Here is a 14,428-nt window from a genome sequence, read left to right as displayed (position 1 = left end):
TTAGGCAACTGCTCAACCGCAGCTGGACACATTCTTTTCCTGACGTTTGGCTTCGCCCCACAGGGCGTCCAACTCTTCGAGGGTGCAATCTTCTATGGGACGACGGGTGTCGCGCAATGCCTGTTCGATAAATCGGAAACGTCGTTCGAACTTGGCATTGGCGCCACGCAGCGCGGTTTCCGGGTCGACCTTGAGGTGACGGGCCAGGTTGACCGCCGCAAACAGCAGGTCACCGACTTCATCGGCAATGGCCACCGAGTCGTTATCGGCCATGGCTTCGAGCACTTCATCCAGCTCTTCGCGCACGTTGTCCACCACCGGCAACGCCGATGGCCAGTCGAAACCAACCTGACTGGCGCGCTTTTGCAACTTGGCGGCACGGGATAAGGACGGCAGCGCGGTGGGCACATCATCGAGCAGGGACAGTTGCTCCGGCGCGTCGGATTTTTCCGCGCGCTCCTCGGCTTTGATCTGCTCCCAGCGTTCCTTGACCTGCTCTTCGCTCAACTGCGGGGTATCCAGCGGCGCGTACAGATCGCCGCTGGGAAACACGTGAGGATGGCGTCGGATCAGCTTGCGCGTGATGCTGTCGATCACTCCGGCAAATTCGAAACGCCCTTCTTCCCGCGCCAGCTGGCTGTAATACACCACCTGGAACAACAGGTCGCCCAGCTCACCTTGCAGGTGATCGAAGTCGCCGCGCTCGATGGCGTCAGCCACTTCATACGCTTCTTCCAGCGTGTGCGGGACGATGGTCGCGTAGGTTTGCTTGATGTCCCACGGGCACCCGTATTTCGGGTCCCGCAGGCGACTCATCAAGTGCAGTAGGTCTTCCAGCGAATACATCATGGTGTGCGGTTACGCCGTGTCTCGATGATGTTCGGCAGCTGGGAAATCCGCCCCAGCAACCGGCCCAATGCGTCCAATCCCGGAATCTCGATGGTCAGGGACATCAATGCGGTGTTGTCCTCTTTGTTCGAGCGGGTGTTGACCGCCAGCACGTTGATCCGCTCGTTGAGCAGCACTTGCGACACGTCTCGCAGCAAGCCGGAACGGTCGTAGGCGCGGATGATGATGTCCACCGGGTAGGTGAGCACCGGCACCGGGCCCCAACTGACCTGGATAATCCGCTCCGGCTCGCGCCCGCCCAGTTGCAGCACCGAGGCGCAGTCCTGGCGGTGGATGCTGACGCCACGGCCTTGGGTGATGTAGCCGACGATGGCGTCGCCGGGCAACGGTTGGCAGCAACCGGCGATTTGCGTCAGCAGGTTGCCCACGCCCTGGATCTGGATATCGCCGCGCTTGCCGGGCTTATAGCCGGTGGCTTTGCGCGGGATCAGCTCAAGCTGTTCGTTGCCGCGTTCCGGCTCGACCAGTTGCTGGGCCAGGTTGACCAGTTGCGCCAGGCGCAAGTCGCCAGCCCCGAGGGCAGCAAACATGTCTTCGGCGATCTTCATGTTGGCTTTTTCGGCCAGCTTGTCGAAGTCCACCTGAGGCAGGCCCAGGCGGCCCAGTTCGCGTTCGAGCAGGGTCTTGCCGGCAGCGACGTTCTGGTCCCGCGCCTGCAACTTGAACCAATGGACGATCTTCGCCCGCGCCCGCGAGGTGGTGATGTAGCCCAGGTTCGGGTTCAGCCAGTCGCGGCTCGGCGTGCCGTGCTTGCTGGTGATGATCTCGACCTGTTCACCGGTCTGCAGGCTGTAGTTGAGCGGCACGATGCGCCCGTTGATCTTGGCGCCACGGCAGTTGTGGCCGATCTCAGTGTGCACGCGATAGGCGAAGTCCAGGGGCGTGGAGCCTTTGGGCAAGTCGATGGCGTGGCCGTCAGGGGTGAAGATGTAGACCCGGTCCGGCTCGATATCCACCCGCAGTTGTTCGGCCAGGCCGCCGATGTCGCCGAGTTCTTCGTGCCATTCCAGCACTTGGCGCAGCCAGGAGATTTTCTCTTCGTACTGGTTGGACCCGGCCTTGACGTCGGTGCCCTTGTAGCGCCAGTGCGCGCACACGCCCAGCTCTGCTTCTTCGTGCATGGCATGGGTGCGGATCTGCACTTCGAGCACCTTGCCCTCGGGGCCGATCACCGCTGTGTGCAGCGAGCGATAGCCGTTTTCCTTGGGGTTCGCGATGTAGTCGTCGAACTCCTTGGGAATGTGCCGCCACAGGGTGTGGACGATGCCCAGCGCGGTGTAGCAGTCGCGCATTTCCGGCACCAGCACGCGCACCGCACGCACGTCATAGATCTGGCTGAAGGCCAGGCCCTTGCGCTGCATTTTGCGCCAGATGGAATAGATGTGCTTGGCGCGGCCGCTGATGTCGGCGTCGACACCGGTGGCCTGCAACTCGGCGCGCAGCTGGCCCATCACGTCGCTGATAAAGCGCTCACGGTCGAGCCGCCGCTCATGCAGCAACGTGGCAATCTGTTTGTATTGATCAGGTTCCAGGTAGCGGAAGGACAAGTCCTCCAACTCCCATTTGATATGACCGATGCCCAGGCGGTGGGCCAACGGCGCGTAGATGTCAAAGACTTCGCGGGCGACGCGGTTGCGTTTCTCGTCGTCGGCGGTCTTCACAGCACGGATTGCGCAGGTGCGTTCGGCCAGTTTGATCAGAGCGACGCGCACGTCGTCGACCATGGCGACCAGCATCTTGCGCAGGTTCTCGACCTGGCCCTGGGTGCCCAGCACCATGGACTGGCGCGGGCTGAGGCTGGCGCTGATGGCGGCCATACGCAGCACGCCGTCGATCAGTTTGGCTACCACGGCGCCGAAACGCTGGCTGACGGTCGGCAACTGGATGTGCCCTTCACGCACGCCGCGATAAAGCACGGCGGCGATCAGCGAATCCTGGTCCAGCTTGAGATCGGCAAGGATCTCGGCGATCTCCAACCCGGTGCGAAAGCTGGAAGTGCCTTCGGCCCACAGGTTCTTGGCCGCATTGTCTTGTTGCTCAGACTCGCGAGCGAACTCGCAGGCTGCTTTCAAGGCTTCACGGTCCAGTGCCGGGTCGACACTGATGGCATGATCCAGCCATGCCTCCAGGTTGATACTGCCGTCAGTGTTGATCGGCTGGTGTGCTCTCACCTGTACCATCTTGCTTACCTTCCCTACGACGCACCTTGGATGCGCCAAAAATCATGCCGACCTTTTGCTGCAAACTCCCTGGCAGATCACGGCCTTGGAGAATGCAGGCCAGTCGGATTAAACGGGCATCCTAGCCCGCTTCAAATAACGCCATGGCCTCGACATGCGCTGTCTGCGGAAACATGTCGAGGATCCCGGCACGTTTTAGCCGGTAGCCTTGCTTGACCAACTCAACCGTGTCCCGCGCCAGCGTCGCCGGGTTGCAGGACACATACACCAGGCGCTTGGCCCCCAGGGTGGCGAGCTTGCGCACAACCTCTTGGGCACCATCGCGGGGTGGATCCAAGAGTACCGCAGAAAAGCCCTGTTTGGCCCAATCTGCGTCAGTCAAAGGCTGGGACAAATCGGCCTGAAAAAACTGCGCATTATGCAAATTGTTGCTGATAGCGTTCTGTGCGGCCCGGTCCACCATGGTCTGCACACCTTCCACCGCCACCACTTCTCGCGCCTGTTTTGCCAGTGGCAGGGCAAAGTTGCCCAGCCCACAAAACAGGTCCAGCACCCGTTCATCGGGCTGCGGCGCCAGCCAGTCCAGGGCCTGGGCAACCATCGCCTCGTTGACCCCGGCGTTGACCTGGACAAAATCCCCTGGTCGATATGCCAGCGCCAAGTCCCAGGCGTCCAATCGAAACCCAAGTGACTGATCGGGCTCAACCGGTTCCGGCTGGCCTTCGCCATGCAGCCACAATTGGGCTTCATGGAAACTGCAGAATTCTTTCAGGATCAGCAGGTCCGCTTCCGACAACGGCGCCATGTGCCGCAGCAACACGGCGACGGACGAGCCACTGAACAACTCCACATGCCCCAGTGCCTGAGGCTTGCTCAGACGCCGCAGCATGTTCGGCAGACGCTGCATGATCGGTTGCAAGGCCTGTACCAGCACCGGGCAATCGTCGATGGCGACGATGTCCTGGCTGGCCACTGCGCGGAAACCCACCTCGAGTTTTTTCGCCTTGGCATCCCAGCGCACGGCCACGCGGGCACGGCGTCGGTAACCGAACTCGGGGCCGCTTAACGGCGCGGCCCACTCTTGCGGTTCGACACCGGCCACACGGGACAGTTGCTCGGCGAGCATGCGCTGTTTCAGGGCAAGTTGTTCGTTGTGGGGCAAGTGCTGCACGCTGCAACCGCCGCAGCGGCCAACGTGGGCGCAGGGCGCCGGGCGGCGCAGTTCGCTGGCCTTGAACACCCGCTCGGTGCGGGCCTCGACCACTTTGCCGTGGGCGCCCAGCACCCGCGCTTCGACTTCTTCGCCAGCCAGCGCGCCATTGACGAACCAGGTGCGGCCTTCAAAGAACACGATGCCACGGCCGTCATTGGCCAGGCGCTCGATGGTCAGGCGCTGCTTCTTGCCCACGGGGATCTGTGGGGCCCGGCTGCCGCCCGTCGGTTGGAAGCGCAGGCCTCTCTCGTGCTTGGCCATCAGTTGGGTTCGTCGAAAATGCCGGTCGACAGGTAACGGTCGCCTCGGTCACAGATGATCGCGACGATCACCGCGTTTTCCACTTCCTTGGACAAACGCAACATACCGGCCACGGCGCCGCCGGAGGACACGCCGCAGAAGATGCCTTCTTCACGGGCCAGGCGGCGGGTGGTGTCTTCGGCTTCGCGCTGGGCCATGTCGATGATGCGATCCACGCGCGTGGCGTTGTAGATCTTCGGCAGATACTCTTCGGGCCAGCGGCGAATGCCAGGGATAGCCGAGCCTTCCATCGGTTGCAGGCCGACGATCTGGATCGCCGGGTTCTGCTCCTTGAGGTAGCGCGAGTTGCCCATGATGGTGCCGGTGGTGCCCATGGAGCTGACGAAATGGGTAATGGTGCCTTGGGTCTGGCGCCAGATCTCCGGGCCGGTGCTGGTGTAGTGCGCCTCGGGGTTGTCGCCATTGGCGAACTGGTCCAGCACCTGGCCACGGCCTTCGGCGGCCATGCGCTCAGCAAGATCGCGAGCGCCTTCCATGCCTTCTTCCTGGGTCACCAGCACCAGCTCGGCGCCATAGGCGGTCATGGCCGCCTTGCGCTCGGCACTGCCGTTGTCGGGCATGATCAACACCATCTTGTAACCCTTGATCGCAGCGGCCATGGCCAGGGCGATCCCGGTGTTACCCGAGGTGGCTTCGATCAGGGTGTCGCCAGGCTTGATCTGCCCGCGCAATTCGGCACGGGTGATCATCGACAGCGCCGGGCGGTCCTTGACCGAGCCTGCGGGGTTGTTCCCTTCGAGCTTGAGCAACAGGGTATTGCTGGTTTCACCCGCCATGCGTTGCAAGCGGACCAGGGGCGTGTTGCCGACGCAATCGGCGATTGTAGGGTACTGCAAGGTCATGGCGTATTCGCAATCCAGACTGCGGGGCGCACATCATACCGGGAAAGGCCGGCGGGCCATATCACGCAAAGTGCGGTGCTTATGGCTTAAAGGAATAAGGTGACTGGGGGGGCCTATCGGGGGCAAGCCCCCTCCCACATTTGACTGTATTCACAATTCAAGGGTGGGAGGGGGCTTGCCCCCGATGGCCGCACCTCGATGAACCTGCTAGCCAAGCCGACCGTCGCCATGATTTTTATGGAAGACCTCATCCCCCATCGCCGCAATCTGCCCTTCGATCAACGCTTCAAAGGGTTTGAGCAACAACTCGAATGACAATGGCGCTTCCAATACCTGCAACGCCTGCACGATGGCTTCAATGGTCGACAAGGCCCCCGGCCCGGGTGCCTTGCGCAGCCGATAGCGCGATACACCGCCGTCGGCCAAGGTCACCCGTGGCAACGCCGCCAGTAACGGATTGAGGTGCAGCAACTTGCGCGCCTTGCGCCAGGTGCCATCGGGTACCACCAACAACAGAGGCTGCTCCCCGGGCACATAGGCTTGCAGCGGCTGCGCGTCGTCGGCGGGGAACAGCAGGCGCGCCTGATAACCCGGCGGGTTCAATAATGTCGCCAAATCATCAAACACCTCACCCACCACCAACTGTGCATTGTTCAAGCCCAACGCCGCCAACCGCGCCGTGTTGAGCGCATGGTTGACCTCGCTCGGGTGCTGCAACAGCAATACGCGGGTGCGGCTGTCGAGGCTGGGGATCAGCGGGCACAGGCAATGGGTGACGGGCCTGAGGCAACGGGAACATTGGGGTCTGGACATGGTTTATCAGGCCTGGTTGAGCTGGGCTTTGAGCAAATCGCGGAAGGTCTGGATCAGCGGCTCGCGGCTGCGGCCACGGCGCATGATCATCGAGAACGGCGCCTGGTAACCAAAGGTGGCCGGTAGCAGCACGCGCAGATCGCCCTTGTCGGCCCAGGCCTGGGCGTAATGCTCCGGCAGGTAGCCGATATAGGCGCCGGAGAGCACGAGGATCAGTTGCGCCTCCATACTTTCCACCGTGGCGGCACTGTGCTTGAAACCGTGGCGCGCCAGTTCCGCCTGGCTCCAGTAGCCGCGTCCAACCATGCGTTGCTGGGTGATCACTTGTTCGGGAATGCGTCGTTCATTAAACAAAGGATGCCGCGTACTGCAATACAGCCAGTGCTGCTCGCGGTACAGCGGCATGTAGATCAGCCCGCTCATGCGATTGGAGAAGGCGCCGATGGCCAGGTCCAGGCGATTGTCCTGCACACCTAGCTGCAGCTCGTAAGGGCTCATCACCGATAAATGAAGGTGCACCGCCGGGTGTTCCAGGCTGTAGGCGCCAATCACTTCGGCGAACGGCAAGGCCTTGTCGCTGACGGTGGAGTCGAGCACGCCGAGCTTGAGGGTGCCGCGCAGCTCGCCTTTGAGTGCGGCGGCGTATTGCTCGAAGCCTTCCAGCTCGGCTAATAGACGCAGGGTTTCCTGATGGAACAACTCGCCCTTGCTGGTGAGACTGAAGCCACCACGCCCGCGATGGCACAGCACCAGGCCCAACGCCGACTCCAACTGGCTCATATACGTGCTGATGGCCGACGTGGACAGGTTGAGTTCGTGCTGCGCATTGGCGAACCCCTGATGCCGCACGACACTGACGAAGATGCGCAGGAGTTTCAGGTCGGGCAAGGCGTTGGCCATGAGGTCTCCAGAGGCATACACAAAATCCTGTGGGAGGGGGCTTGCCCTCCCACATTTGAACGCAGTTTACCCCAGGCATTAGTTTAGAAAAATCTGAACTAAGTATTTGCCCCTGCCGATTCTTCCCGCCACGGGCTTTTCGCAGAATCGGCCTCTAATAAACAAAACAACGATGAGGCAATCCCGTGGACAAGATTTTCCACCAACCACTGGGCGGCAACGAAATGCCGCGCTTCGCCGGCATCGCCACCATGATGCGTCTTCCCCACCTGCAATCGGCCAAGGGCCTGGACGCCGCCTTTGTCGGCGTGCCCCTGGACATCGGCACCTCGCTGCGCGCCGGCACCCGCTTCGGGCCGCGTGAGATCCGCGCCGAGTCGGTGATGATCCGCCCGTACAACATGGCCACCGGCGCCGCACCGTTCGACTCGCTGTCGGTGGCCGACATCGGCGACGTGGCGATCAATACCTTCAACCTGCTCGACGCCGTGCGCATCATCGAAGAAGCCTACGACGAGATCCTCGAACACAACGTGGTCCCCATGACCCTGGGCGGTGACCACACCATCACCCTGCCGATCCTGCGGGCGATCCACAAGAAACACGGCAAAGTCGGGCTCGTGCACATCGATGCCCACGCTGACGTCAACGACCATATGTTCGGCGAGAAAATCGCCCACGGCACCACCTTCCGCCGCGCCGTGGAAGAAGGCCTGCTCGATTGCGACCGCGTGGTGCAGATTGGCCTGCGCGCTCAGGGCTACACCGCCGAAGACTTCAACTGGAGCCGCAAACAGGGTTTCCGTGTGGTCCAGGCTGAAGAATGCTGGCATCACTCCCTCGCGCCATTGATGGCCGAAGTGCGTGAGAAAGTCGGTGGCGGCCCGGTTTACCTGAGCTTCGACATCGACGGCATCGACCCGGCGTGGGCACCCGGCACCGGTACCCCGGAAATCGGCGGGCTGACCACCATCCAGGCGATCGAGATCATCCGGGGCTGCCAGGGCCTCGACCTGATTGGTTGTGATCTGGTAGAAGTTTCACCGCCCTATGACACCACCGGCAACACCTCACTGCTCGGCGCCAACCTGCTGTACGAGATGCTCTGCGTACTGCCCGGCGTGGCGCACCGCTGATGAGCACGCAAGCGGTGTTGCAAGCCGCCGCCGAGCTGGTGGCGGCCTTCGCCCGCAATGATCGCGCCGCCTATTTCGGCGCGTTCACGGCCGACGCCAGCTTTGTGTTCTACACCCTCCCCCAGCCGCTGCTCAGTCGCGATACCTACCAGGCGTTGTGGGACAGCTGGCGCGCGGACGAGGGATTCGAGGTGCTGTCGTGTACGTCGAGTAATGCCTTTGTCAGCCAGCAGGGTGACGTGGCGATATTTGTGCATGACGTGGCCACCGAGCTGCGCATGAACGGGGAGCAATTCTCTAGCCAGGAACGCGAGACCATTGTCTTCAAAAGGCAAGGGCTACGCACAGAACAACAAGAAGGCCTGTGGCTGGCCTGTCACGAACATTTGTCCGCTGTGCCGGAAGGGCTGCCGCCCCCTTAGCCAATGTGATCGGAGCTGATCATGAATAATAAAAACAACCAAAACAGTATTCGCAAGATTGAAACCAACGGGGTCGAACAGATCCCCGACCACGAGCGTACCGCCAGCCCCAAGGATCTGTTCCGCCTGATCTTCGGCGGTGCCAACACCTTTGCCACTGCCGTACTGGGCTCGTTCCCGGTGCTGTTTGGCTTGTCGTTCCAGGCCGGTGTCTGGGCGATTGTGCTGGGCGTGCTGGTGGGTGCTGTGATCCTGGCGCCCATGGGCCTGTTCGGGCCGATCAATGGCACTAACAACGCGGTGTCTTCCGGGGCGCACTTTGGCGTGCACGGGCGGATTGTCGGTTCGTTTCTGTCATTGCTGACGGCGATTGCCTTCTTCTCACTGTCGGTGTGGAGTTCAGGCGATGCGTTGGTAGGTGGTGCGAAACGTCTGATAGGCCTGCCGGAAACTGACCTGACCCTGGGCTTGGCCTATGGCCTGTTCGCCCTGCTCGTCCTGACGGTGTGCATCTACGGTTTTCGTTTCATGCTGTGGGTCAATCGCATTGCGGTGTGGGCGGCCAGCCTGCTGTTTTTGCTGGGGATCTTCGCGTTCGCGCCAGCCTTCGACAGCCACTTCGCGGGCAGCGTCGCCATGGGCCAGACCGGCTTCTGGGCGGCGTTTATCGGCGCAGCGCTGGTAGCCATGAGCAACCCGATTTCCTTCGGCGCATTCCTCGGCGACTGGTCGCGCTACATTCCACGTGAGACGCCGAAAATGCGCATCATGCTGGCGGTGGTCGCGGCTCAGATCGCCACCCTGATCCCGTTCCTGTTCGGCCTGGCCACCGCGACCATCGTGGCGATCAAGGCACCGGACTATATCGCGGCCAACAACTACGTCGGCGGCTTGCTGGCGGTGGCGCCGACCTGGTTCTTCCTGCCGGTGTGCCTGATCGCGGTGATCGGCGGCATGTCCACCGGCACCACCTCGCTGTATGGCACGGGGCTGGACATGTCCAGCGTGTTCCCGCGCTTGCTCTCACGGGTTAAGGCGACGTTGCTGATTGGGGTGATGTCGATTGCCTTCATCTTTATCGGACGTTTCGCCGCCAACCTGGTGCAGAGCGTGTCGACCTTCGCCGTGCTGATCATCACCTGCACCACACCGTGGATGGTGATGATGATCATCGGCCTGATCGTGCGTCGCGGTTTCTACTGCCCGGATGACCTGCAAGTGTTCACCCGCGGTGAAACCGGCGGGCGCTACTGGTTCAGCCATGGCTGGAACTGGCGCGGGCTGGGGGCATGGATTCCGAGTGCGCTGGTGGGGCTGTGCTTCGTCAATTTGCCAGGGCAGTTTGTGGGGCCGCTGGGCAATTTGGCGGAGGGCATTGATATCAGCTTGCCGGTGACGTTGGGGTTGGCGTCGGTGGTGTACCTGACGTTGCTGCGGCTGTTTCCGGAACCGGCGGCCGTCTATGGCCCCTCGCCGCAGCAAGCGCCCTCGCCGCTGCAAGCTCCTTCTGCACTGCAAGTGCCTTCAGCACAATAAAAAATAATCGGAGACTCGCCGTCATGGCTTTGGATTTATTCGTCGTACTCATCTACGCCGCCGGCATGCTCGTGCTCGGCTATTACGGCATGCGCCGCGCCAAGACCCACGAAGACTACCTGGTGGCCGGTCGCAACCTGGGCCCGACGCTGTACATGGGCACCATGGCCGCCACGGTATTGGGCGGTGCGTCCACCGTCGGCACCGTGCGCCTGGGCTACGTGCATGGCATCTCCGGCTTCTGGCTGTGTGCCGCGCTGGGCATGGGGATCATTGCGCTGAACCTGTTCCTGGCCAAGCCGCTGCTCAAGTTGAAGATCTTCACCGTCACCCAGGTCCTGGAAAAACGCTACAACCCCATGGCCCGCCAGGCCAGCGCGGTGATCATGTTGGCCTACGCGCTGATGATTGGCGTGACTTCGATCCTGGCCATCGGCACCGTGCTGCAAGTGCTGTTCGGCCTGCCGTTCTGGATCTCGGTGCTGCTGGGCGGTGGCGTGGTGGTGGTGTATTCGACCATCGGCGGCATGTGGTCGCTGACCCTTACCGATATCGTGCAATTCGTGATCAAGACCGTCGGCCTGATGTTTATCCTGCTGCCGATCTGCCTGTACCGCGTCGGCGGCTGGGATGAACTGGTGGCCAAGTTGCCGGCATCCAGTTTCAGCTTCACCGCGATTGGCTGGGACACCATCATCACCTACTTCATGATCTACTTCTTCGGCATCCTGATCGGCCAGGACATCTGGCAGCGGGTGTTCACCGCCCGCGACGAAAAGGTCGCCAAGTACGCGGGCACCTTCGCCGGTTTCTACTGCATCCTCTATGGCCTGGCCTGTGCGCTGATCGGCATGGCGGCCCATGTGTTGATTCCGGACCTGGACAACGTCAACAACGCATTTGCCGCCATCGTTAAAATGTCGTTGCCGGACGGGATTCGTGGCCTCGTGATTGCCGCAGCACTGGCGGCGATGATGTCCACCGCCAGCGCTGGCTTGCTGGCTGCCTCCACCGTACTGACCGAAGACGTGCTGCCGCGTTTGCGTGGCGGAAAACAGTCGAGCCTCAACATCAACCGCCTGTTCACGATGCTGACCGGTATCGCAGTGCTGGGTATCGCACTGGTGGTGAGCGATGTGATCAGCGCGCTGACCCTGGCCTACAACCTGTTGGTCGGCGGCATGTTGATCCCGTTGATCGGGGCGATCTTCTGGAAGCGCGCCACCACGGCGGGGGCAATTACCTCCATGACATTGGGTTTTGTGACGGCGTTGGTGTTCATGTTCAAGGATGGGCTGGATGCGAACACGCCGATTTACTACAGCCTGGCGGTTGGGTTGGTGAGTTTTGTGCTGGTGAGCTTGCTGTCGCGTCGGCCGGAGGCGGTGGCGACTCGGGTGGCTTGACGTCCAACAGCATTGAAACGGTTTCTTCAGCGGGCGCGACGTCGGATGTCGCGCCCGTTTTTTTATCGCTCAACGGACAGGTTTTGGTTTGCCTGAATGATTTCCTGGACCAGGGAGGCCCAGACCAATCCTTGGGTTGTGCCCGCGGCATAGGTGCCACCGGCGGCGATTTGATGGTGGGCGGCCCAATAAACAATCGATAGTCCATCTGAGGTACCAGGCCTGGCACATTCGACTATGCGCAAATCGCCATTTTCGATTGCGCTGCGGTAAGACATTGGAAAGTGCAAAGAAACAGCGGCCAAACACGCTGCCAGGATTTGCTCCTTGTACTCCGGCGTAGAATCAGGCGGAACCTGACCACCGGAGACAAGAATACAGTCACCGTCCAAGCGGCAGTTCATGACGCCAATTGGCAGATCGTATTGCAGCTTGAGACCACGCATTTCGGCACCTTCATTACCCACAGCGCGCAGCTTGAAAAACCAGCCGATGATCGGAATAACTTCTGGTTCCTCTACGCCCATAGCAGTGATGACGAAGTGTTCTCTGCTCAGCTCAGCAATCTCGACTGAACTCAGATGCTGAATATGGAACTGAACCCCCGAGCGCTGCAGCAGCGCCTCTATTTCATCCATTAGATGGATAAATTCGACATCGTAGCCTGATACCTCAATTGCTCGACTTATTCCTGGGACGCCATAACGCGCCAGAAACTGTTGCTGACTGATTTCTGCGAATTCACCCTTAGTTTTGCCACTAGGCCACGGCCTGTTTTCGATGTCGCGTTGCTCACATATCGCAGCAGCTACGTCACTCGCGTCCTCCCTGTAACAGCGTACAACCCGCGCTCGCGCGAATTGCGCCAGCGACGGGTTGTCAGCCAGGAGCTTTTCAAACAACTCAATGCCGGCGCGGTTGCACTCAACTGCAAGACATTGATTTCCGGAAAGTAGATAGTCGTTATGTAGCGGCTTTGCAGTCGTCTCCGTCGCTGACAGATGGCGCATGTTCACACGCTTATGACTGGCACCATCACTCTCCCGACTTCTCCCATAGACGGTGACCTGATAATTCGCCAAACGACAAATCACAGCCTGGAGCAGACCGTTAATCCCTCTGCCGATAATCGATACATGCGGCGCATCGGTATTTGCATGCAGGGAAGGAATCGCCAATGAGTGTGCAAGTTTACGCCTGACAAGGCCGCGCAAGGTCATCAAACTCAGTTGAACAGAAACAGCATAATCAAGGTCGCAATGGCAGTCTTCGCCGGTTGCCGCCTGCACAGTCAGCGTCGCTGGTCTGCGCCAAGTGGTGACACTACAACCGAGCGCATGGGTACGCATGCGAAACGCGTCCAATGTTGTAGGCCCGTAATCCAAGACCAATTGGATGTCTTCAGCCATTGACAGGGCCTGTAAAGCATCGTCGCTGAACACGTCCGGTTTGGCGACGCATATCAGACGGGCATCTCTACGCATACAACGAATGAGGGCTTGGTCGATACGATGGGTGGACTCATCATTCAGGGATAAACAGATGGCGACAGCACTGGCACCCTGCAGCGCCTCGAACCAGTCCGTCACAAATGACACTCGACCATCGGTAGACGCTATTCCGGTAGGATCCGGCGCGCGGCCGCGTGGACTCAACACTTTAATCCGAACATCCCGGTCTCGATCAAGTAACCGCTTGACCAACTCTTTGCCCACATTGCCGTATCCCAGCACACTGATGTCATGGGGGACGGAACCATTGGCCAGTGTCAGCCAGTACAGAATATAAGCTGCAACATGCGGTGCGTTGACCCCGGGCGTATTGACCACTCGGATACCGTTGGATTCGCATAGATCTATCCGTATCTTATCCAGGCTTGTACCTCTTCGGATCAAACAGAGGTCTCCAAATGGGTGGGATACACGCCATTGCTCGATAACATCTCCATCAATGGATTGGTCGCCGACTATGAGGATTGACGGACGCAGTAATGCGATCTGTATGAGCAGAGCTTGCTTGGTTAATGATGGGGGAATAAAAACAACATTGCTGGGTGCGGTTGCCTTCCAGGCTCTCGATACAGGTGCGATATGCAAAACATGTTCAGCAATGGCGATAAGTGAGGCGGCAACTGGCGGGATGGGCGAGCGCATCATAACTTTGTCTCCAGCTATTTTTAATTAACTCATACATCTGCCCTCTTTAGGAAATTACAGAAACGTAAACGATACATATCTATTCCTAATAAAATTCAACCTACGCTTAGATTAAAAATAAAATAAGCCAGATAATTCTGACAACACGGTAGTCCGATTCCGATAGCTAATACAAAGACTGATACGCAAGAGGCGATGAGAAGAGAATACAAACGGATATGTCAGCGGTCACGACGCTGGATATCGCAGCCGCTTTTTCGTTTGATGCAAAGCAAATGTGGGAGCGGGCTTGCTCGCGAATGCGGTTTATCAGTCAACTTAACCATCAACTGACACACCGTATTCGCGAGCAAGCCCGCTCCCACATTTAAACCCGCTGCGGTCGGAAGATCGGGCCTTACCTACGACGTGGACGCCGCTGCTCATCATCCGTACGAATCGGCACCGGCTGCAGCGGAGGCTCGATCAAGCCCAGTGCAACACCCAGATCATGGAGCCAGTTTTGAATTTTCTCTTTCATGGTTTGCCCCCTTTGAGGGTAATGCTGGTAGGCGCATGTTCTGTCGCCCTTTCCTACATTGATAGTAGCCCTAA

The 14,428-nt window shown here is 59.9% G+C and carries 12 protein-coding genes; 4 read left to right on the top strand and 8 right to left on the bottom strand.

Features of this window, described 5'->3' with window-relative positions; genetic code table 11:
- Positions 1 to 12: 12 nt before the first annotated feature.
- The 6 genes from mazG to AOA60_RS08660 all read right to left on the bottom strand — a co-directional run bounded on the left by mazG (position 13) and on the right by AOA60_RS08660 (position 7,178).
- A complete protein-coding gene (gene mazG, locus AOA60_RS08685) occupies positions 13 to 846 on the bottom strand; it encodes a nucleoside triphosphate pyrophosphohydrolase (protein ID WP_099584067.1) in 834 nt (277 codons plus the stop codon).
- Positions 846 to 3,089, bottom strand: coding sequence for a GTP diphosphokinase (gene relA / locus AOA60_RS08680; RefSeq protein WP_099584066.1), 2,244 nt, complete (start codon positions 3,087 to 3,089; stop codon positions 846 to 848). Before relA ends, mazG begins: the two co-directional genes overlap by 1 nt.
- A 121-nt stretch (positions 3,090 to 3,210) precedes the next feature.
- Complete coding sequence (rlmD, locus tag AOA60_RS08675) at positions 3,211 to 4,563, bottom strand: 23S rRNA (uracil(1939)-C(5))-methyltransferase RlmD (RefSeq protein ID WP_099584065.1); 1,353 nt, start codon at positions 4,561 to 4,563, stop codon at positions 3,211 to 3,213.
- The gene (gene cysM / locus AOA60_RS08670) at positions 4,563 to 5,465 is read right to left on the bottom strand and encodes a cysteine synthase CysM (RefSeq protein ID WP_099584064.1); all 903 of its coding nucleotides are present in this window, start codon (positions 5,463 to 5,465) and stop codon (positions 4,563 to 4,565) included. The genes rlmD and cysM overlap by 1 nt, the downstream gene beginning before the upstream one ends.
- Before the next feature lie 207 nt (positions 5,466 to 5,672).
- Positions 5,673 to 6,278, bottom strand: coding sequence for a tRNA-uridine aminocarboxypropyltransferase (locus AOA60_RS08665; RefSeq protein WP_099584063.1), 606 nt, complete (start codon positions 6,276 to 6,278; stop codon positions 5,673 to 5,675).
- Between the two features lie 6 nt (positions 6,279 to 6,284).
- The gene (locus tag AOA60_RS08660) at positions 6,285 to 7,178 is read right to left on the bottom strand and encodes a LysR family transcriptional regulator (protein WP_003175387.1); all 894 of its coding nucleotides are present in this window, start codon (positions 7,176 to 7,178) and stop codon (positions 6,285 to 6,287) included.
- A gap of 185 nt (positions 7,179 to 7,363) precedes the next feature.
- Here AOA60_RS08660 and speB point away from each other — a divergent pair, with 185 nt between their 5' ends.
- From speB to AOA60_RS08640, 4 genes are read left to right on the top strand one after another with little or no spacing between them, the layout of a single operon-like run.
- On the top strand, positions 7,364 to 8,314 hold the full coding sequence (gene speB / locus AOA60_RS08655; protein WP_083357426.1) for an agmatinase: 951 nt from the start codon (positions 7,364 to 7,366) through the stop codon (positions 8,312 to 8,314).
- Positions 8,314 to 8,736, top strand: a complete 423-nt coding sequence (locus AOA60_RS08650) for a nuclear transport factor 2 family protein (RefSeq protein ID WP_099584062.1) — start codon at positions 8,314 to 8,316, stop codon at positions 8,734 to 8,736. The genes speB and AOA60_RS08650 overlap by 1 nt, the downstream gene beginning before the upstream one ends.
- A gap of 21 nt (positions 8,737 to 8,757) precedes the next feature.
- The gene (locus tag AOA60_RS08645; RefSeq protein ID WP_099584061.1) at positions 8,758 to 10,272 is read left to right on the top strand and encodes a cytosine permease; all 1,515 of its coding nucleotides are present in this window, start codon (positions 8,758 to 8,760) and stop codon (positions 10,270 to 10,272) included.
- Positions 10,273 to 10,295: 23 nt separating this feature from the next.
- Positions 10,296 to 11,678: a sodium:solute symporter gene (locus AOA60_RS08640; RefSeq protein WP_099584060.1), complete on the top strand. Its 1,383-nt coding sequence runs from the start codon at positions 10,296 to 10,298 to the stop codon at positions 11,676 to 11,678.
- Positions 11,679 to 11,740: 62 nt separating this feature from the next.
- Here the strand turns inward: AOA60_RS08640 and AOA60_RS08635 are convergent, their stop codons facing one another.
- Both AOA60_RS08635 and AOA60_RS33835 read right to left on the bottom strand, forming a co-directional pair.
- Entirely contained in the window at positions 11,741 to 13,834 is a 2,094-nt protein-coding gene (locus AOA60_RS08635; protein WP_099584059.1) for an FAD-dependent oxidoreductase, read from the bottom strand.
- A gap of 397 nt (positions 13,835 to 14,231) precedes the next feature.
- Positions 14,232 to 14,354, bottom strand: coding sequence for a PA1414 family protein (locus AOA60_RS33835; RefSeq protein ID WP_003193089.1), 123 nt, complete (start codon positions 14,352 to 14,354; stop codon positions 14,232 to 14,234).
- Positions 14,355 to 14,428: the final 74 nt, after the last annotated feature.

Origin of the sequence: Pseudomonas sp. 2822-17 (assembly GCF_002742485.1) — a bacterium.
Taxonomy (GTDB): domain Bacteria; phylum Pseudomonadota; class Gammaproteobacteria; order Pseudomonadales; family Pseudomonadaceae; genus Aquipseudomonas; species Aquipseudomonas cyclaminis.
The sequence above is the reverse complement of the archived record's forward strand: the minus strand, read 5'-3'. Positions and strand labels throughout refer to the sequence as shown.